The organism is Sphingobacterium sp. HSC-15S19, from assembly GCF_050433745.1.
Classification (GTDB): domain Bacteria; phylum Bacteroidota; class Bacteroidia; order Sphingobacteriales; family Sphingobacteriaceae; genus Sphingobacterium; species Sphingobacterium siyangense.
The window spans coordinates 26,492-49,561 of the sequence record NZ_JBNPWQ010000028.1 but is presented as its reverse complement, the minus strand read 5'-3'; the positions used below and the strand labels follow the sequence as shown (position 1 = coordinate 49,561).

The 23,070-nt window shown below is 39.8% G+C and carries 10 protein-coding genes; all 10 read right to left on the bottom strand.

The features are described 5' to 3' along the window. Positions 1–37: 37 nt before the first annotated feature. Positions 38–2,428: an ABC transporter permease gene (locus L1283_RS20510; protein ID WP_198386034.1), complete on the bottom strand. Its 2,391-nt coding sequence runs from the start codon at positions 2,426–2,428 to the stop codon at positions 38–40. Positions 2,429–2,644: 216 nt separating this feature from the next. Beyond that, positions 2,645–5,008, bottom strand: a complete 2,364-nt coding sequence (locus L1283_RS20505; RefSeq protein WP_088160324.1) for an ABC transporter permease — start codon at positions 5,006–5,008, stop codon at positions 2,645–2,647. Positions 5,009–5,040: 32 nt separating this feature from the next. Then, complete coding sequence (locus L1283_RS20500; RefSeq protein WP_088160325.1) at positions 5,041–7,422, bottom strand: ABC transporter permease; 2,382 nt, start codon at positions 7,420–7,422, stop codon at positions 5,041–5,043. A gap of 69 nt (positions 7,423–7,491) precedes the next feature. Continuing rightward, positions 7,492–9,900 (bottom strand): ABC transporter permease, encoded by a 2,409-nt coding sequence (locus L1283_RS20495; protein ID WP_088160326.1) that lies wholly within the window; start codon positions 9,898–9,900, stop codon positions 7,492–7,494. A gap of 47 nt (positions 9,901–9,947) precedes the next feature. Next, the gene (locus L1283_RS20490) at positions 9,948–12,419 is read right to left on the bottom strand and encodes an ABC transporter permease (protein WP_429626402.1); all 2,472 of its coding nucleotides are present in this window, start codon (positions 12,417–12,419) and stop codon (positions 9,948–9,950) included. Between the two features lie 34 nt (positions 12,420–12,453). Next, on the bottom strand, positions 12,454–14,874 hold the full coding sequence (locus L1283_RS20485) for an ABC transporter permease (RefSeq protein WP_088160328.1): 2,421 nt from the start codon (positions 14,872–14,874) through the stop codon (positions 12,454–12,456). A gap of 62 nt (positions 14,875–14,936) precedes the next feature. After that, positions 14,937–17,312: an ABC transporter permease gene (locus tag L1283_RS20480; protein WP_088160329.1), complete on the bottom strand. Its 2,376-nt coding sequence runs from the start codon at positions 17,310–17,312 to the stop codon at positions 14,937–14,939. A 133-nt stretch (positions 17,313–17,445) separates the two neighbouring features. Beyond that, positions 17,446–19,851, bottom strand: coding sequence for an ABC transporter permease (locus L1283_RS20475; protein ID WP_424544434.1), 2,406 nt, complete (start codon positions 19,849–19,851; stop codon positions 17,446–17,448). A 44-nt stretch (positions 19,852–19,895) separates the two neighbouring features. Beyond that, positions 19,896–20,573: an ABC transporter ATP-binding protein gene (locus L1283_RS20470; protein ID WP_046672289.1), complete on the bottom strand. Its 678-nt coding sequence runs from the start codon at positions 20,571–20,573 to the stop codon at positions 19,896–19,898. A 91-nt stretch (positions 20,574–20,664) separates the two neighbouring features. Next, a complete protein-coding gene (locus L1283_RS20465; RefSeq protein ID WP_429626401.1) occupies positions 20,665–23,031 on the bottom strand; it encodes an ABC transporter permease in 2,367 nt (788 codons plus the stop codon). Positions 23,032–23,070: the final 39 nt, after the last annotated feature.

Genomic DNA, 23,070 nt, shown 5'->3' with positions numbered 1-23,070 from the left:
TATCAGGTGTCTTTATTTTTATTAGCTACTAAAACAATTACTCATCTCTTAAACTATCAACCGGGTTTAGAATCGCAGCTTTTATGGTTTGAAAACTAATGGTGATAAATGATACCAATAATGCACTTATCGCCGCCACAATAAATACCCACCAGTCTAGCGTGATGTGGTAAGCAAAATTCTCTACCCATCGGTGCATGGCATACCAGCCTAAGGGTACACTGATCAATACAGCACACAGGACCAGGGCCATAAAGTCAACACTCAATATGTTGACAATCTTGATCGTTGAAGCACCTAATACTTTACGGATACCGATCTCTTTAAAGCGTTGTTGCACGGCATAAGCTGATAATGCAAATAGTCCCATACAGGCGATAGCAATTGTAATGATCGAAAATAACTGCATGACTCGTGTTGTTTGCTGATCTTTGAGATATAACTTGTTATAATCATCATTGAGAAAGTGATATTCAAAACTGTTTTTTGAATCAATATCTTTTATAACAGCTTTGATCTGCGCAAGAACATCTTTTACCGGCGACGTCGGATTGAGTCGAATGAAAATATTGCCGAAATAATCATATTCAGGAAAAAGTACAATTGGTTTGACTTCGTTGTGTAATGATGCAAAGTTAAAACTCGCCACAACTTGTTTGATACTGCCCTTACGTCCGTTCAAATTGATTTTCTTTCCAATAGCCTGTTCAGGAGTAAAACCCATGGCGGATGCCGCAAGTGTATTCACTACAAACCCATATTCTGGTGAAATAGTGTCTTGCGCGCGCAAAATGTCCGCATCTGACAACGGTGTACCTGCGACGGATGGAATATGAAAAACGGATACAAAATCTTTTTCAATCGGAATTGCAGTGACATCCATATCAAAATCATTGGGTTGGCCTTCTACCTCCCTAATACTGTAGCCTCCTTGGATATTGACGGGATTGTCATACGAAGCGGTAACGCCCTGGACACTATTGAGCTGCATTAACTTTTCTTTTAATAGCTGCCTTTCTTTATCTTGCCATCCTCGGCCATCAATGACCAACATATCAGAGCGATCCAATCCTGTGTTTTTAGACTGGATGAAATCCATCTGTCTACTCGCAAATAAGGTGCAGATAATAAAAAATATAGAGATACTGAATTGAAAAGTAACGAGCACCTTGCTTAATGATATACCATATCGTTTTTCAGTTAGTTTTCGCTTAAAAATGGAAATAGGTTTTGAACTAGCAATTGAATAGGCAGGCCAGCCACCCGACAGAAGCGTCAATAAGGCTATGAAAACAAGTAAAATCGTATAAAACCGAGGGTCTGTCCATACGGTTAATTTCATTTCGGTACCCATAAATGAACTGAATACGGGTAACAAAAGTACTGTAGTCAGAAGACTAAAAGCAACCGCTAGAAAAACCATGAGGCTACATTCAAAAAAGAACTGAAAGAATATTGTTTTCTTTGCTGCACCCAGAACTTTCTTGACACCGATTTCTTTCTTGCGTTCAAGCGCATGCGCCAATACCAAATTTGTAAAATTGATGCAGGTTAAAATAATAAGCGCAGCACCTAACGCCAATAAAATATAGATATAAGTAATGTTTCCTGTACCTGCTGCTTTGGAGTGAAGGTGGATATCAGTCAGCTTTTCTAGGATAAATCGAAATTGATAGCCTTGTTTTGATGCTTCGGCGAATTTTGATTTTGTCATTTGGTCCAATTTCTGTTGGATCGAACCGAACTGATCTTTGTTTTTTAGGAGCGCTATGGTTATATCATTTGCAGATGACCAAGCCATTTCTTTGTAGCGTTCTAATCCTTTATTGGAAAGGAGTGCAGAGAAGTTCAACTGTGTATTTGTGGGCAGGTCTGCGATGATACCTGTGATTTTCCAGTTGACTTTGTCAATGGATAGTGTCTGACCGATGGCCGACTGATTGGGGAAATATTTCGCTGCGAGTTTTTTTGTTAAGACAATCTGATTTGGTTCTGCTAAGGCTGATCGTGAATCACCTTCGAGAAAGGTATAACCTAAAGTTTTAAAAACATTTTGGTCAGCATAAAGTAGGCCTTTTTCAGTTATTAGTGCCTCTTTGGATTCTATTTTACCGCCTTTGGAATAGCTGTAGAATCTAGTTGCCTGTTCTACATCCGGAAATTCAGCTTGTAAAGCAGGAGCTAAGCCTGTTGGTGTTACCGCAGAATTTACTTCTTCCGTGCTATTGGGTGCTTTATAGGTGAGGCTAATATAAGCTAGACGGTCTGCATTGGGAAGGAAACGCTCATAACTGGATTCATGATAGATGTACGCTGCCAACAATAGAAAACATGTTATTCCGATGCTGAGGCCAAACATATTTAGAAGAGAAAAACCTTTGTTTTTTCTGATATTCCGCCAAGCAATTTTAAAATAGTTCTTTAACATGGTTATGAGCATTTAGACTGTTAATTAGGCTATAATTCTTGTCACTTAGCTCGCTTTAGTAGAAGACTCCGTTATTCGAAAAATAGCAAAGCCAAGTAGTTCAATTCGTTTGCCATAAATATAATGTATTGATTTTTAAGTTTTTGGTGTGTTTTTATGGCGGTTTTAAATGTTCGGAAACGGACAGTATAGTGTCCGTCCCCGAACAAATTGGTATTATTCGCTTCTTAAGGTTTTTACAGGATTTGCTAATGTTGCTTTAATCGCTTGGTAACTAACGGTTAATAAGGTGATGATTAGCGCGGTTAAGCCTGTGATAGCAAAGACCGTCCATGTAATTGATATGCGGTAGACATAGTCTTCAAGCCATGATTCCATGAGGAGATAGGCTAAAGGAGCTGCGACTAAAAAGCCAATGCCTGTGAGCCAAATGTATTCTGTGGAAAGTAGCCGCCACAAGCCAAGTTCTGATGCACCCAATACTTTACGAATGCCGATTTCTTTTTCTCGTTGCTCCGTAAGAAAGGAAACCAGCGCGTAGAGACCAAGACATGAAATGAGAATGGCCAATCCTGTAAATAGACTGGTTAAGCTCTTGATCATTTCCATCTGTTGAAACTCTTTGGCATATTCCTGATCCGTAAATGTATAATCAAAAATAAGATCAGGGTCTATGCGATTGAACGCTGTGGAAATCGCTTTTAGGTTTTGTTTGAGATCTTGATTTTCATCCAGTTGAAGCGTTATTTTATTCTTTGGTAAAAATTTTAGAAAATAAGCCGTCGGTGTAATGGATTTGAAAGGAGATTCAGATAATGTGTTCTGTATAACACCAATAATGGTATAATTGATTCCTCTTTTAGACAATTGTTTACTGTTAAGGTCTGTAACTCCCATAAATTTGGCCGCCGCTTCATTCAGAATAACAGCCGTTGAATCAGTTTTGAAATCTTTTGAAAAATTGCGTCCTTTTATAAAATTCCACTGTACAGTATTCGCGAAGTTTTCATCTACGGTGAAGATCCCCATGATCGCACCGTCTTTGGAATCATTACCTTGCCAATTAAAGCCACCACCTGTTAAGGATAGGTGGTTCACAAAGTTGGAAGAAAGGGCGGCATCCGTCACAAGGCGCTGACCGATCAGCTCTTTTCGAAGTACATCAAAGTTTTTGACGATAGTTGAATTGGATGAAGTAATGTTTACCAAATTTGAACTTTTATAACCTATTGGACGATCCTTTGTGTAATGCAGTTGCTGAATCACCAGATAGGTGGATATCATCAGGAAAATAGAAATAGCAAATTGCACGATGACCATTGCCTTTCTACTTCTTGATCCGCCTTTTCGGCTGTTTATTTTACCTTTAAGGGCAAGAATAGGATTAAATGCCGATAAAAATAACGCCGGGTACATACCTGCTAAAAGTCCTATAACGCCTATTCCTACTAGGGAGTAGCCATAGAAACGAATATCGGTAAAAGGGATATGCAGTGTCGTATGTGTAATCGTTTTGACCCAAGGCAAAAGCAATGTAGCGAATAGAACGGCTGCCAAAAATGCGCAGGCTACAGCGAGGATTGACTCAACAAGAAAGCCTGCAATAAGCTGTCGGCGATTGACGCCAACAGATTTTAAAACCCCGATTTCTTTTCCTCTTTTTAGGCTTCTCGCCGTACTCAGGTTAATAAAATTGATACTGGCCAATAAAATGATGAATACGCTTATCCAAACAAACATCCATACATATTGAATCTGTCCGCCTACATTCTTTCCATTCTTGAACGAATCATATAAATGCCATTTGGACATCGGATGTAACAGGATCTCAGGATTTATATCCGTCAGTTTTTTATTGATGATATTTGTTAGTTTATTTTCCAAAGCAGGAACAAAGGCATCATTGTCGATCTTGGCGAAAGTGCTGAAATAGCAGCTGGACCAGCTTTCTTCAATACCTTGGTCTTTTGCAAGATAATCGACAAACGGCAATACATAATCTAAGCCATAAAAAGTGTTGTTGTCAGGAATATCTTTATAAACACCTTGAACAGTATACTGTTCTTTGCCATTCAATTGAATTGTTTTCCCGATGATCTCTACCTTATCGAACAGTCGTTTTGCTAAGGATTCTGAAATTATGATGGTCGATGGATTGCTCGGTGTGGTACTATTTCCTTGTACAGATTCGAGAGAAAATAATTCGGCAAATTTTCCCATGGCGTAAAACCCCGGTGCATTAAGCTTCTTATCACCTACCTTAAGATTATTGCTTTCCATATTCGTGATCAGTGCTGCATCTTGCATTTCATTTTTGAAATCAGACGCGATCGTTTTGACCAAAGGAATAGGGGTGGAGCGATCAGTAGATTTCTCATCATTGAAAGTCCCGGTCATCATGACCTGATAAATATGTTGATAATTGCTGTAATGCTTATCAAAAGAAAATTGTTTCAGTACCCATAATGTACTTATCAGGGCAACAGTAAACCCCAATGCTAATCCCAAAATATTTATTGTTGTGTTTAAGGGACTGCGCTTCAAATTTCTCAGCGCTGTTTTTAGGAATAATCGAATCATTTTATGCTGTTGTTTTGGTTCTCAAATATAAACTATTCATCGTGCAAACTTTTTACAGGATTGGCGTATGCCGCTTTGATGGACTGGAAACTCACCGTAAATAATGCAATAGCAATGGTTATCCCCGCCGCATATAGAAATATGGTAAATGGGAGAGTCGTTCTGAAAGCAAAACCATCGAGCCAATTTGTGCTGAAATATACAGCGATTGGTACAGCGATGACATTGGCTAAAATGACTAAGAGTAAAAATTCCTTGTTTAATAATTGTATAATACCGAATACCGTTGCGCCAAGGACCTTTCTGATACCAATTTCTTTGGTCCTAACCTGTGCGGTGTAGGTGCATAGTCCTAAGAGTCCTAAGCAGGAGATGACGATGGCAATCAGGGCAAAAAAATTGAATAAGGAGCCTTGTTTCTGCTCATTCGTATATTGCTTTTGATAGCTTTCGTCCAGGAAGCTGTAATTCATCGGCATATCATCATAATAAATTTTCCAGATCTGTTGCAAGGAGTTTAATGCGGATTTTGTACCAGAAGTTGTTGTTTTAAGGTATAGCTGCCAGCAATCTTTTGGGCTATATTGAAAGACCATAGGCTCAATCTTTTGTCTGGCGCTCGCATAATTAAAGTCTTTTACAACCCCAATAATAGTTCCCGGAACTGTTCGAATGCGTAAACGTACGCCAATCGGATCTTTTAAACCCATTTCCCGCGCTGCCGATTCATTGATAATGAAATGGGTTGAATCTGCTATGGAGCCTGTGAAATTACGACCTTGCGTAAGTTTTATCTTAAAAAAGTCGAGCGCCGATTGATCGGAATATGTCATATTGAACCAAAGATTGGATTTGCTTGGCTTTCCTTCCCAATCGTTGTCCCCAGTTGAAGCACCACCATAAACCATGTCGCGGCCAAGACGGATAACATCATCAATATCCTTATTTTTTAGAAGTTCGGTTTTGACAGCATCAAAATGTTTGGACATTTTTGGCGCCATAGTAACGGAAATAATATGATCCTTTTCGTAGCCTAAATTTTGATGTTTTATAAAATCCAATTGACGGCCAATAACAATTGTTAAGGTGATAAGAATTATAGAAACAGTGAATTGCAGGACAACCAGTATTTTTCGTGCACTGGAATTTTTTATGGTAAATCGGCCCTTCAATACCTTAATTGGATCAAACTTCGATAAAAGCAGGGCAGGGTATACACTAGTAAGTACTAGTGTTCCCAAAAGCATAATCAGTACGCTTATCCATAACGTAGGATTAAAGAGCTGTAGCGAAATCTGCTTCCCTGAGAAATTATTAAATAGGGGGAGACCAATAAATACGAAGGCAAGTGCCAATGTTGATGCAATGACAAATAGTATGGTTGTTTCCAATATAAATTGGAAAAAAAGTTCCTTTCTACCTGCGCCGATAACTTTACGTATCCCCACTTCTTTGGCGCGCGACAACGACCGTGCAGTAGAAAGATTGATATAGTTAATACTTGCTATTACAAGAATCATAATCGCTACACCTATAAAAACTCGAACATTGTCAATTCCTGCATCACCCCCATCCATTTGGTAGAGATGCACCTTTGCGAGTGCTTGTGTAACGTAGGGGACAGGGGCATCCTCAGGTTTGTTCCTTTCGTGTATCGCCTGAAGCTTTTTTGAAACTGTAGCAAGATTTGCATCAGGCCTCAGCAGCAGATAGGTTTCGAATGAAAAATTGGACCAATCTTCATCCATGGAAGATAGAAAGGTCTTATTATCATAGGTCGTTTTATTTTTGATGTAGGCTTGCTCATTAAATCTCGAAATGGGAAGCAGAACCTGAAATTGAAAAGTAGAGTTTTCAGGATAATCAGCAATGACACCTGATACAACACAAAGGTCCTCGATACCTAATGTTACGGTTTTTCCAATTGGATTTTCATCACCGAAATACCGACGTGCCGTGCGCTGGGTGATTACAATGGAATTGTTGTCAGGGAAGGGTTGTTTTGAATTTCCCTGTAGTAGCGGAAAATCGAAAACCGTAAAATAACTGGGGTCTACAAACGCAAAATTCTTTTCGTTAAATCTCTTCTCTTTATGTTTAAGTGCAGCATCTCCAATTTTGAAAATACGTACTGCATCTTGGACTTCAGGAATTTCCTTTTTTGCAAAATTTCCTACGGGAGCAATGATGGATCCAAAGATTCGTTTTGATATCCCCGTTCCCCCTTCTATTCCAATTTTGTAAATGGAGCGCTGATGTTTATGGAATCGGTCAAAGGACAGCTCATCTTGTATCCATAGCAATAGGAATATCCCCACAACCATTCCTGCTGTTAATCCTAAAATATTAATGGCACTGTAGAATTTATTAGAAAAAATACTTCGCCATGCGGTTTTGATGAAGTTCTTTATCATTGTTATGGGGGTTTAAGTTCTTAATACATGTTATGAATACACATAAGCCTATCTCTTTTACTCGCTGATTTACTCATCCCTTAGACTATTGATCGGGTTTGCTTTTGCTGCAAAGACACTTTTGGTTGATAGTACAAGACTTGCAAAGGCAATCAACCCTACGGCTGACAGCCCAAAAATCCAGGGACTTATTGTGGTTCGGTAAACAAAGTCGTTCAGCCAGCTATGCATAAAATAATAAGCAATTGGAAAAGCTACCAGACAGGCTATTGCAACCAGTGATAGCAAATTCCGAAGCAGTAAAAATGTGATCTGGAAAACAGAAGCCCCCAATACTTTGCGAATTCCAATTTCCTTTGTGCGCTGATTTGCCGTAAATATGGCAAGTCCAAATAAGCCTAATCCAGCAATTAGCACAGAGAGTCCTACTGCCCAAGAAAGGAGCTTAGACAGCTGCTTCTCTTGCGTATAGAAGTTCTGGATGACCTCATCTACAAACCGTAGGTCCAATTCATCATCAGGGAACACCGATTTGTAGCTTGATGTTATTTTATCAATGGCGTTTTTCCAGTTTTCAGGATGCGATTGATCCAAGGCAATATGGAGTACATATCCTTCTTTACTGCCTGTATAAAGAACTGGTTTAACCCCTTGTCGCGCTGAAGACAAATCAAAATCCTCCATTACACCAACGATGATGTTCTGTCCATTTTCGAAGGTTTTACCAATGGCATCCTGCGGGTTTTTGATATGCAGTAGTTCAAGTCCTTTTCTATTGATCAACATTTCACTTGTTGAATCCAATAAACGGATATTTCTTCCCGCTAAAAGTGGAATCTGATAAACATCTAAATAGTTTTCATCACCAGAGCGGCTATCAAAAGTCAAGGATTCCTTGTCCGGCGATTGATCGTAAGAGATTGCGGTAGTCATCCAGCCGTTCATCGCGGGTGCAATGTTCCCGAAACTGATTGCCTTAATATCCGTTAGCTTTTTGAGCTCATTTTTAAGGACTACACCTTTTGCCGAATTTTGGAAAGCTCCCGGAATGTAGACATTAACAATAGCGTCCTTTTGAAAACCCATGTCTCGATGGGAGACGTAATTGATTTGCCGGACAACAACCAGTACACAAATTAGAAAAGCCTGAGCTAATACAAATTGGAAAATAGTCAGTGCTTTGCGTATCCATGCGCTTCGGGAAAGATTCGTGTTTTTTCCAAGCTGGTTTTTGAGCGCTAGCACCGGAGCATATCCTGTCAGTACCCAGGCAGGGTAAAATCCGGCTAGTAAGGTTACTAAGACCAATTGTCCAAATAGAAAGAAAACAATAACGGTTTTGTCCAGGCCTTCCATGCTTAGGTTTTTCGGAATAAATCCTTCAAAGACATGTAAGAACAATGGCAATAATAAGACCGCAAGTACTGTTGCGGTCAAAGTTATCAGAAAAGTTTCGATCAAAAACTGTTTGATCAATGTAGTTTTAGAACTACCCAACGTCTTACGAATGCCCACTTCTTTGGCTCTTTCAATAGACTGAGCCGTGGATAGATTGATAAAATTTACGGCCCCCAGGGCTAAGAGGAAGATTGCAAGTAAAATAAGGTTGCGTAGTGCTTCCGGATGGGGGGCGTCATAATTAAATCTTGTATCAAAATGTACATCCGCCAATGCTTGTAATTCAAGCTTATCGTTAATTTTCTCTCCTTCTTTGTATTTATATTTCTTCAGGAGATTCGCGATATTACGCTCTATTAAAAGAGGGTTACTTTGTGCTTTTGTTTTGATGAGCACCTGATGTGAATCCGATATGCTATTCCAAGCTTCCCATGTATACATGTTTTTTAAATTGTTATCCTGAGGGATCGTCGACTCAGCGATGAAGCTTTCAAAATTGAAATCCGAATTATGCTGCGGATTTTCAATTACACCGGCGACCTGAAGTGGGATACTATCTGCATAGATGATGGTTTTGCCAATCACATTTGCAGGCAGTTCTTTTCCATAAAACTTTTCTAATGTTTTCTCTGTAAGGATAATATTTCCGGATGAATTCAAAGCCTTAGCACTTCCAGCCAACCATTTTGAAGGGAAAATATCGAAATATTGACTGTTCGTGAATACCATCTTCTGTTCTTTCGGGAAAGTCTGGAATTTGTCTGTTGCCAGAGAAACTTTCAGCTTTTGGACATGGCTTCGATAAATCGGGGCTACGGCCTCCAAGTTGGGTAACTCTGCTTGCATGGTGCGTACCAACGGTACGTAGACGCCGGCATTTTTGAACTCTCCGTTATTGACAACACGATAGACCTGTTGTTGGTTGGGAACATGTTTGTCAAAACTGTAGTCGTATTGGATCATCAGGAAAATAACCAGCGTCGCGGTAATACCAATCGCAAGACTCGTGATATTGATAAACGTGATCAACTTATGTTTTTTAAAAAAACGATAGGCTGTTTTAAGTGAATTTACAATCATTGTTATTTCGTTTTTTGTTAATCCTCCAATTTGATATACTCGTGTCGCTATTCGTCCCGTAGGCTATTGACAGGATTTTGGATAGCCGCCTTGATCGATTGAAAACTAATGGTCAGTACTGCCGCAAATAGTGCAAGCCCAGCGCCTAAGATAAAAGGTGTTGCCGTAAGGTCGATGCGGTAGTAAAAATCTTCCAGCCATTTGCTACACGTCCACCAGGTCAATGGTGCGGCAATTAGGATGCTGATTAAAATGAGTTGTACGAAGTTCTTTGCTAATAAATGAAAGATACTTGGAATACTCGCACCCAAAACTTTACGGATACCGATCTCTTTGCTGCGTTGGAAAGCCGCAAGGGTAATCAGCCCAAAGAGACCCAAACAACCGATTAAAACAGCAACAATTGTACTCACGTTAATTAATTTGGCCAGATTTTGCTCTTTTTGATAAAGAGAAGCGATCGTTTCATCGTAGAATTTTATTTCTATCGGGAGTTCCGGAAAAAACTGTGTATATACTTTATTGATCGCTTGGATACTGGTTTTCCATTCTTTGCTGTTTCCCGATAGTTTTATATTGAAGGTATAAGCACCGCGACTAAAACTGCGCAAAGCCAAAGGTGTGATCTCTTTATAGAATTCCTGGGCATGGAAGTCTTTAATAACACCGACTATCGGAAACATACTGTCTTCCTGACCGATAGATTTTCCTATGGCATCTTGTGGGGATTTGAAACCAAAAGCTTTTACTGCAGATTCATTGATAATATAGGCATTGACAGTATCTGATTGTGGTAGGTTATTTCCCGCGATTAGCTTCATGTCATATACAGCTATATAATTCGGATCTGCATTTTTAAAGAAAATATCGGATGAAATTTTTTCTTTTAGTGTAGGGTCTTGTCGATGAAACCAAGATGATGAATAATTATTTGATAGGGGCTTGCTACCGATTGACGCTGCCGAAACACCTTTTATTTTTTGGATCTCATGTAGGAGTGTTTGTTTCTTACTTTGATCCAGTTTTTCCTCATAAAATTTGTTGATGAGCTTGGAAGGTAGATCGAAAGTAACAACAGCATCTTTGTCGAATCCCATATCTTTGTTGAGGGTATAGGAGAGTTGCTGGCCGATAATGAGTGCTGAAACCGTAAAGAATTGAGCAATAAAGAATTGGAATACAATCAACGTTTTCCGAAGGTTGATTTGTGTTTTTCCGATTTGAAACTGCTTGCCAGCCCGAAATAAATTGACAGGCTGTACCTTTTTAATTAACCAAGAAGGATATGCCGAGGAAATTAAAGTCGTTACGGTCAGTAAAACTGCGATAAACAGCATTGATGTCGTCGAACTTGTAAAATCCTTTACTTTCTCCGGAATCATTTCCTGAAAATAGAAAAAGGCCAGTTTCGTCAGAAAGACCGAACAAACAAGTGCAATGGCAATGGTTAAAAGCGATTCAAAAATAATTTGGCTAACCAATTTTCCCTGACTACTTCCCAATGTTTTACGGACACCAATATCTTTACTCCGCGCTGGGATTTGTGCCGTACTAAGATTGATATAGTTGATACAGGCCAAAAGCATCAGAAAGGCAGCTACGGCAATTAATCCATATATAACGGTTTTGCTTGTTCTTTCGGCGTACCATTCTTTTATGTGGACTGCAAAATGGGAATCTTTTAGTGGCATGACCACGACCTTACGGTTGTAGTCAAACTTAGGTTTTTTTTCCTGGCTGAATTCCTGCCATTTTTTTTGTCCGATTTTATTGATAGTTGCCTGGATTGGAAGGTCTTTTACACCATCTTTTAATCGGATATAAAGTCTGTCAGTACCATTGGTATTCGTCCAGACATTCAGTGGGTAGACTTCTTCTTTAAGCAAGACGAATTCTGTGCCATTGAACTCCGTGTTGAAGCCAAGGTTATCAACAATGCCAGTTACTGTTTTGGGTATACTGTCGTTATAAAAGATGGTTTTGCCGATTAAGCCCTGTACAGCCTGGTTTGGGAAATAAATGGCAGCCCTTTTTTTTGTCAATACGATGTCGTTGGCAGTTGAAAATGCTTTCTCAGGTGAACCTGCTAACCATTTGTAGCCAACGAGCTTGAAGTAGTCGCTGGTAGTCTCCGTCACATTGCCTTCAGCCTCATCAAAGTCCTCGACAAGTTTTTGATTTTTTTGTCCCTTGTTGATTGTGACAGATTCCATTTGATAATTTCTGAATGCTGGAGCGACCAGTTCCACGCCCGGAATTTCTTTTCGGATGGCCTGATAAAATGGCTTGGCCAATCCCCCATTGTAATTATCCTTGCCATCATTTTTAAACTGAGAAATGATCCGATAGGTTCGATCAAGCTGAGGAACTCCAGCTTCAAAACTATACTCATAATTGACAATCTTAAATATGACCCAACATGACGTAATACCGATGGCTAGTCCAATAATATTTAATAGGGAGAATAGTTTATTCTTCCAAAGTTGTCGAATTGCCGATTTTAATAGGAGGTTGTTCATAGCTGGAATATCGTGATGGGATTAAATTATATTGTTATTCGTCTCTTAAACTATCTACAGGATTTGCCTTGGCAGCCTTGAGTGTTTGAAAACTCACCGTTACTAATGCGATAATGATTGTAGCAAAACCAGCAAAGACAAACATCCACCATTGTGGTTCAATGTGATACGCAAAGTTATCAAGCCATTTTCTCATCGCCATCCAAGATAGCGGTGTCGCGATGAGGAGAGCTACAGCCAATAACTTGATGAAGTCGGAAGAGAGTAGGAGGATTAAATTATAGATGGATGCACCGAGAACTTTCCGTACGCCGATTTCTTTGGTACGCTGTTGGGCTGTATATGTAACAAGTCCCAATAAACCTAAACAGGCAATAAAAAGTGCCAGTCCGGAGAAGGCTGTGAAAAGTCTTCTAAAATTAAAATCCGCTTCATATTGACGATTGAAATTGTCGTCAAGAAAGCTATATAAAAATGGACGGTTTGGTACAAGTTCATTCCACAGCTTGCCGATTCTGGCAACGGTCTCAGGCTGGTTTACATGTTGGATATTTAAGGTTAAATAGCGGCTGCTGCTTGGTTCAAGTCGCAAAGCTAAAGGCTCAATCTTACGGTGTAAAGAAAGGTAATTGAAATCTTTCACTACACCGATAACCGTTCCTTCTCTTCCCCATTGACGAAATTGCTTGCCAATAATATCTTGTGGATTTGAATAGCCCCATTGTTTTGCAGCAGATTCATTGATAACAAGTGAATGGGCCGTATCCGCTGGGAAATCCCTGGAATAGGCACGCCCAGCGGCCATTTGCAGACCAATATTAGGAATAAAGTCAACATCGACTTCATATAAGAAAGGAGCAAATTGACTCATCGTTCCGTTTGCTGACATGATTTCTGTTCCTGCATTTGGAAAAAATGTTCCCGGTACCGTACGTGATGCCGTGACAGACAATACATCTTTATCTTTTGCTAGTGTAGATTTTATCGCTTCCAGGTTATTGTTTACCTTATCATCGAAATTATAATCTATCACAAGCCGTTGATCTTTTTGAAATCCAAGATCTCGGTGCTGTAATTGATCTAGTTGAGAAAAGACGACGACTGTACCTGCAATGAGCGCAATAGAAAGGCAAAATTGGAAAACAACTAATACGCGACGTAATAATGTACCCCCTTTGCTGTTGCTATAACTTCCTTTAAGTACTGCAATCGGTTTGAAATTTGCTAGAATCAACGCGGGATAGCTGGCAGCAAGAAGTCCCGTAAAAATGGTGGTGAATAGGAATATTGCCCAGGTCGTCCCATTTTTCAGGGACGAATAATTGAGGTGTTTGCCCGAGAATGCTTCCAAAAAGGGGAGAAAGGCCATAACGAGCAGTATCGCCAAAATACTACTGACGAATACAAGAACCAATGATTCAGACATAAACTGAAAGATCAGATTGCTTTTGCTTGCTCCTATGGTTTTTCGTACGCCGACTTCCTTTGCTCTTTCCATTGACCTTGATGTAGCCAGATTCATAAAGTTCACACAGGCGATCAGTAAGATGAATCCGCCAATAATGCTGAATATGTATAAATTCTGATAGCTTCCATTGGTACCGGGTTGACGATCCGCAGACGAGTGCATGTAAGCTTGCAGAAGTGGCTCGATATGGAAATTGTATTTTGCATTTGGGTTTTCATTTGTTGGGAGTTGCCGCTTGAGAAACTTCGGTATTTTCTGGTCGAACTTTACAGGATCAAAGTCTTTTGAAGCGAGAAAGTACGTGTAGAAGTCTACATAATCCCAGCCTTCTTTATTAAATACGTCCGGCCGTGCTTTTCGGAATGTACTCATCGAGAGCAATGCATCGAACGTAAAGTGTGAATTAGGGGGGACATCGGCCATTACTGCCGTTACAGTATATAGACCTGCATCGGCACGACCAGCAGCTAAACCTCCCTCAAGCGTCTTGCCAATGGGATTTTGATCTCCGAAATATTTCTTAGCGGTACTTTCTGTTAATACGACAGAATAGGCATTCTTTAAGGCTGTATGCGGGTCGCCGGCTAAAACCTTCCAACTAAAGACATCAAATGCAGTAGAGTCCATGAAAAATACATTTTCCTCCTGGAATCTTTTATCGCCTTGTTTGAGCAGGATAGACGTTTGCCCTGAAAATTGAACGACCTTTTCGATTTCAGGAAAATCGGCTTTGATGGCTTCACCGATTGGACCATTGCCCCAGATTTGATGCTGTTCTGTGCTGCTTACATCTTTATAGTCATGGACGATGCGGTAAATTCGATCTTTATTCACATGATATTTGTCGTATGACAATTCATTTTGCACATAAATTGCTATCAATAGGCAACAGGCTAATCCTATTGCCAAGCCAATTATGTTTATGGTTGAATACCCTTTATTTTTGGAGATATTGCGCCAGGCTATTTTTATATAGTTCTTGATCATCGCTTTATTCTTTAGTTTTAGTGTATCAATATGTTTAATCCACTTTTACTGTATTTTTCTTATTATTCGTCTCTTAAACTATCTACGGGATTGGATAAAGCTGCCCGAACAGCCTGATAGCTGACGGTGAAAATGGCGATCAGCAAGGCCAAGATACCACCGAAGACAAATGTTTGCACCTCTAGATCTGTTTTATAGGCAAAATTGCTTAACCATTGTTTCATCAGGTAAACTGCAATAGGGCAGGCAATCAGAATGGAAATGGAGACGAGTATCACGAAATTTTTCCCCAATAGACGGACGACTCCAAAGGTGCTAGCGCCAAGAACTTTACGGATACCGATTTCCTTTACACGCATTTGCGCTTCGTGAGTTGCCAACGCAAACAGACCTAAAGCAGATATAAAAATGGCGATGCCAGCGAAAATATTGAACAACAAACCTGTGCGCTGCTCGGATTTATATAGACTATCAAATTGCTGATCAATGAAAGTATATTTGAAAGGGGCGTCTGATGGATAGCGGTTATAGATCTTTTCTAAAACTTTAATGGCCTCAGGGGCTTTTGTCGTACTCGTTTTAACATAAAGTGTGCCCGATCCCCAGCGCGTCCAGAAGACCATTGGGCCTATTTTATCTTTGATGGATTTGAAGTGGAAGTCTTTCACAACACCGATAATTTGTCCAGGGAAATCGTGGAAACTCATATTGGATCCCACGTACGGCGGTTTTAATCCCATCTGTTTCGCCAAAGTCTCGTTGATGATATAGCCGGACGAATCAACCGGCATTCCGCTAAAGTTTTTTCCTTCGAGGAATTGCATGTTCATCAAAGGAATAAAATCCTTATCGATGGTCGCTTGAGCAACAATGAGTTTGTTGTCTTTGGACTTGCCGGGCCAATCGATATCGCCCGTGGCATTTCCAAAATCGGTCATGTTGTATAAACTTGATAGGGAAACCCCTTGTATCGCCTCATTGCTTTTTAGTTCAGCACGTATCGCGTCCATATGTTTGTAAGCCTCCTCAGGAAGACCAAGTGTTAATACATGATCTCTATCATACCCCAAATTGATCTTTTGGATAAAGTCCAATTGCTTTTTAATAATCAGCGTACATACAATTAGCGTTACGGAGAGTGTAAACTGGAAAACCACCAATATTTTACGCATGGTATTCGAGGAAACACCTTTTATTGATTTTCCTTTTAACGAATGAATGGGATTGAACGAGGAAAGCTGTATCGCAGGATATATACTGGACAGTCCCAATGTGCCTATAATTGCTGCCCCAATATACAGCCATATCGTCGTGTTATGGAAATTTAGACTGATTGATTTTTGTGCGATCTGATTATATCCGGTATGAAGGATCACGATAAGGATGAAAGCGATCAGTAGTGAACAAAGAAATACAACAACAGTTTCGGTGATAAATTGTAGGAATAAATGGAGACGGTTGGCGCCGATTATTTTACGGATACCAACATCTTTCGCCCGATCCAATGCTCTTGCAGTACTTAGATTGACATAATTTACCGCACCGATCACTAGGAGCAATATCGCAATGATCCCAAAAATCTGAACCATGCGAAGTGTCGATTTATTTCCGTCAGGAGCGATTAAATGCATGGTTTTGAGTGGATCTAAAACAAATATAGTCGAGTTTTCACCGTCGCGGGCTTTGGTATAAGTGTCTGTGACCGATTTTCCGATAAGTGCTGCAGAAGCATGAGGTTTGACTTTAATATACGTTGAAAAACTATAGTTGCCCATATCTTCATCTATTGTTTTCCATTTACCGTTGCCGCCCCAGTTTGTAAACCGCTGTGCATGATACCCCAGTGGGATAACGACATCGAATTGCATGGAGGAGTTTTGTGGAACATCGTTTAGGATACCTGCTACGGTGAAGAGATCTTTCTGATAACGGAAAGTTTTTCCAATGGCTTTTTGCGTACTAAAAAGTTTTTCAGCAGTTGATGGGGTGATAAGTGCCTGTTTATAATTTTCCTGAAAACCTGCAAGCGAGCCCTCTTTCAAGGGGAAATGAAACATCTTGAAAAAATTACCATCTACATAATAGATGTTCATATCAGTTACCGGACGTTTCAGTTTGTCATTGACCAACGTGGTATTGTAATCCTGTGAAACACGCGTTGCGTAATCTACCTCCGGTACATTTTGTGCATAGTTTCCTATAGGCCCGGGAGATGTCCCCCATATCGAACCGTTGTGCTCGGGATCCAAATGAGAATTGACTTTGTAAATCTGTTCAAAATCTGGGTGGAATTTATCAAAGCTCTTTTCGTCCTGTACCCAGAAAATAATTAATATGGAGGCAGTAAGGCTGACCGACAGACCTAATATATTGATCGCGGTATAGAATTTCCGTTTCCTTAATTCTCTAATTGCGGTTATTAAATAGTTCTTTATCATGGTGATAGGCTTTCTTTGATTAACTTTGTTTTTTTGTCACTCCTTGTGGCGCTTTATTCAAAACAAGGATTGTGATGGGATCATGACTGATTCCCATCATTCTCCTTGATCACTATTGAGCTTATTTACTATTTTATTCATCTCTTAAACTATTTACTGGGTTTGCACGCGCTGCTTTTATGGATTGGTAGCTCATTGTAAAAAATGCAATGAGTAGGGTTGCTACAGCTGGAATGATAAACATCCACCAGGATAGATCTATCTTATAAGCAAAATCATCCAACCATTTGTGCATCGTCCACCAAGCAATTGGGGTAGCGATCAAAATAGAAATGAGTATAAGTTTGATATAATCTTTTGATAATAATCCAATAATCCCCAGTACCGTACTTCCCAACACTTTTCGAATACCAATTTCTTTTGTACGCTGTACCGTCGTGATGGTAACCAGTCCGATCAATCCCAGGCAGCTGATGAGAATTGTCGTTGATGTAAATAGATTGATGATCTTCGAGAATTTTAGATCACTGCTATAGAGTTCTTTGATTTGCTGATCATAGAAATCATATTTGAATGGCGCTTTTGGATAATATTTTTGCCACTCTTTTTCAATCTGCTTTAATGTTTCGGGCCAGGTAGCTGAATTATTATTGAGTTTGACACTTAGTCTGTTTAATTCCCATTTTTTAACGGAACTTAGCATAACGACAGGCTGAATGGCTGCATGGAGATTTTTTGTGTGAAAATTGTCGGTTACCCCCACAATCTGGCGCTGTTTGTCGGTATACGTAACAAAGCTCCCTACAGCGTTTTCAGCAGATTTAAAACCTAATTTTTGAACGCTGGCTAAGTTTAACACGATGCCTGTGCTCGTATCGGCCAATTGCAGCGGGCGGCCAGCAAGCATTTTAAAATTATAGAGCTTAAAGTTATCTTGGTCGACAAATTTCATTTGTACATCGGCTTGTAACTGTCCCGTATCACTTTTGGCAAACAAGGCATTTCCCCAATGGTCGTTACTCATGGGCAGATGCCCCAAGGAAGCCTGCTCAACACCTGCGATGTGCTTAATCGCTTGTTTGAAAACAAAAGGATCAACATTACTGTCCTGATAGCTTTTACTCGGAAAACGTAGGGTAATGATCGCATCCTTATCAAAGCCGTAGTTATTCTGTAGTGCATGTTTCAATTGTAGACCAATGATGCAAGTTGAAATAACAAATAGCTGGGCAATCAAAAATTGAAAAACAATGAGCATTTTTCGAAAAGAAAGATTGCCAAATTTGAGCGTTTGCGCATTCGAGATTTTAATGACTTCAACAATCTTGACTTTGTTTGTCAATAAAATCGGATAACCTGAGGAAATTAAAGTAATCGTAATTGTAAGTGTTGCTAAAAATAGCGATACACCCCAGGGATCTGGATATAGCTTGAGCTGATCGGGAATATATGCGGCTAAAACTGTTTGAATGAGAATAAGTAAAGGCCAAGATAAAAGCACCGAAAAAGCCGTAATGCAAAATGTTTCTAGCAGAAAGGATTTTGTAATTCTTTTCTGGCTTTCTCCCAATGTCTTTCTGATACCAATTTCCTTGGCGCGTTGTGGGATTTGGGCTGTAGCGAGATTGATGTAATTGACACAGGCGAGTAAGAGCAAAAATATACCTATGCCGATAAGACCGTACATTATTTTCTGATCAACATTATTTTGCGCATAAGAAGTAAAATGTAAGTCTTTTAAAGGAACTGTATTTACATGCATTTTAAATCCAAACTTGTCAAATTCAGCATGTGTCATCTCATACGCCTTTTTGTCGGCTGTCTTTATGAGGTTAGGAAGGGAAGCCGATGATTTTACCTTAATAAAGAGCTGCCAATTGGAATTTGAATTGTTCCAGTTTGTGCTATTCCATTCCTGTTCTGGAATCCGGATAAATTCTTTACCCAAAAAGCTGCTTGGATGAGCTAGATCTTTTACAATACCGGCGACATTGTATAATGTACTATCATAGGATAAGGTCTGTCCTATGATTTGGTCTATTGACGTGTTTGGGAAATACAATTTAGCCCGCGATTCTGTCAGGATGACTTCATGGCTATTTTTTAGTATATTCCTTTGGTCGCCAGCTAACCAAACATAAGGTGTCATTTTGAAATAGTCTCCCGTGGTACCGATGATTTCGGGCTGATCTTCAAACTCTATTTTCTGCGCTCCGCGATTATTACTGACACGCTCGAAGTATTGTTTAAAGATGGGTACTGTCAGTTCAACATTGACAAAGTTTTCCTTGATATATGCCGGTAATGGTGCGGGAACACCATCGAAATGATCTAATTTATCCTTTTCCTCATAGGAGGTATGGACCTTGTAAATCTGCTCACTTTCCGGATGATGCTGGTCAAAACTAAATTCATAATTGACGATACGGAAAATTAGCCAACAGGCACTTATTCCGATGGCAAGCCCAAATACATTTAAAAATGTGAAAAGACGGTTGCGCCATAATTGTCTGAAAATTAATTTAATCGTGCTCATCATCTATAGGTTATTAGGATTAATATCTTGGTTATATATGAGTTGTCTTATACCGAAGTTGTTTCCATAATCACTTGTCCGTCTAGCATGCGGATTACACGGTCAGAGAATTTTGCATCGTGCTCACTGTGTGTTACCATGACGATGGTTGTGCCGGCCTCGTTCAATTCAGTCAGGAGTTGCATAACTTCGTTGCCGTTATTGGAATCGAGGTTACCCGTAGGCTCATCGGCAAGGATCAGTTTGGGATTATTGACAACCGCACGAGCGACAGCCACACGTTGCTGTTGACCTCCGGAAAGCTGTTGTGGGAAGTGATTGCGACGGTGCATGATCTGCACTTTTTCCAAAACTTCTTCTACACGTTTTTTGCGTTCTGCTGCTGGAACATTGGTATAAACCAGTGGAAGTTCCACGTTTTCAAATACGGTCAGCTCATCGATCAAATTGAAGCTCTGGAACACAAAACCAATGTTATGTTTGCGAAGATCTGAGCGACCGCGTTCTTTGAATTTGGCAACTTCAATCTCGTTGAATAGATAGCTTCCTTCATCCAAATCATCCAATAGACCAATGATATTGAGTAAAGTCGATTTCCCACAGCCCGAAGGCCCCATTACAGCAACAAACTCTCCCTCTTTGACATGGATATTGAGGTTGTTTAATGCGACGGTTTCAACTTCTTCTGTGCGGTAATACTTTTGAAGATTTGTGATTTTGATCATATTTTTTGTGCTCATGGTTTTTATGTTTTGTATCCTTGGCGAAATTGCTTTGGACAGTTACTATTTCTGTTATTAAATTCTTTTTTAGTGTTTATTGATCTCTTAAAGTCTTTGTCGGATTGGCTATCGCTGCTTTAAATGCCTGTGAACTGATGGTCAATAGGGCAATGATAATAGCTGTCAGACCACTGATGATAAAAATGGTCCAGGAAATATCGATATGATGTGCATAATTAGTTAGCCATTTGCTCATGATCATCCATGCAATAGGAAAGGCAATGATACATGATATTGCTACAAGAATGACAAATTCACGGTTGAGCATTTGGATAAGTCCCGAAACAGAGGCGCCCAAGACTTTACGAATGCTGATCTCTTTTGCGCGTTGCTCTGTTGCAAAGGCGGCTAAACCAAATAGACCTAAGCAGGATATAATGATAGACATCAGTGCAAATACACTGGATAGTTGCTGTACAAAAAGCTCCGCTTTAAACTTATTATTGAAACTGTCATCTAAAAATTTATAGTCAAAAGGGAAGCCTGGGTTATTTTTGACGATGACCTTCTCGATTTGTTGAATGGCATCTGGTAAATCTACTCCAGCCTTTGTCTTAATGGTCATGATCCCATTATCTCTATTCATTGGTAGAAACAGCATCGGCTCAGGATCGGCATACACATTGTTATAAACGAAGTTCTTGACGACACCGGCGATAGTAAACTTTTCCTCACCGTAGCTGATGATGTTACCGGCCACAAGGCCATCTTTTTTGATCAGTTTTGCAAATGCTTCGTTGATGACAACCGATGTGCTGTCGCCCACAAAATTTTGATGAAAGTTTCTACCATCAAAAAGCTTTAAGTCTAAAGCTGGAATAAGGCCCTCATCAGAACGTAACATACCAATCAAAATACTGGCATTTGGATCTTTTCCATCCCAGCTAAAACCGGACGTATTGGAGTTGATATTGAGGATACTCATGTCACTGACACCGACTTCTTGAACAACCCCTGTTGCCAATAATTGATTTTTAATGAGCGGCAGATGTTTGGCCATATCGCCTTGTAGCGCTGTAGTCAACACCTGACTCTTATCAAAACCGAGATCTCTGTTCTTGTTGTGCTGAATCTGTTGGTAGATGATAATGGTACAGATAATTAACACAACTGAGGCTGTATATTGCAGGATGACCAACCCTTTACGGACGAGACTTCCACTACCGGCCTTCTGTTTCGCCCCTTTGATCGTTGAAAGCGGCTTGAATGCCGAAAGGAAAAATGCGGGATAGCTACCTGCAAATAATCCACATGCTAATGTTATTGTCGTTAAAAATAGCAGGTGTGAGGGGGCTAAAAGATTAACCTGAAGATCCTGGCCTATCATGGTGTTGAACGGCCTGATGAAGATATAGATTAGTAATATAGCAACAAGAGAGGAAATAATTGCCAAAACAAGGGATTCTCCCAAGAATTGCACAATGAGCGATTTGCGACTTGCACCAACCACTTTGCGCATCCCAACTTCTTTTGCTCTTTTTTCAGATCTTGCAGTTGCAAGATTCATGAAATTGATACAGGCGATCAGTAAGACAACCCATGCAATGAAGGTAAATAAACGGATATTTTTAATGCCACCTTCTTTTTCAATACCACTGTTATCAAACTGATTGTAGGTAATCCAACGTTCCATTGGATAGAGGAAATTCTGTGAAAAAGTGACTTCACCATTGGTCTTGTGTTTGACGAAATCCATCATCTGCTTGTTAATCTGATCGACGTTGGCATTATCTTCGACCTGAACTAGGGTTTGAACACTATTGTTCCCCCAATTTTTTAGAAAATCCTGACCTGCTTCAAATTTTTTGAAAGGGATGAGCCATTGAAAATCATAGCTGCTATTTTTGGGGAGGTCCTTGATTACCCCCGCAATAATAAATGGCTCACTATTGTTTGTTTTGACGGTTTTTCCCAAGGCAGGACGGTTGCCAAATAATTTCTTCGCTGCAGTTTCTGATAATACAATGTTATTGACCTGATCAAAGGCAGTCTTTCGATCCCCTTCAAGAAATGCAAGGGATAGCACATCAGCGATGCTTCCATCGGCATATACACCATTTTGAAATATATTATTGTCTCCGACGGAAAACAGCATTGGCGAATTCCAGCTTATGCGTACTGCATGCTTGATGCCTGGGATTTCTTTCGCTATGCTTTGGGCAAAGGGTCCTGGGGTAGATTCAAATACATAGGTGGCTCCATCGTATGTCTGTTTTGATTTGACAATGTAGATATCCTTTTTGTTGGCGAAATTATCGTTGAAGCTCAACTGATTTTCAACCCATAAAAAAATCAACGATGCCGCAGCAATCCCGACCGCCAGTCCAAAAATATTTAGAAAGCTGTAACCTTTGGTTTTCCAAAGGTTGCGAAGTGCGGTTTTAATAAAGTTTTTAATCATAATTATGGTCGTATGATAAAAGCGGTTATCGACAGACCT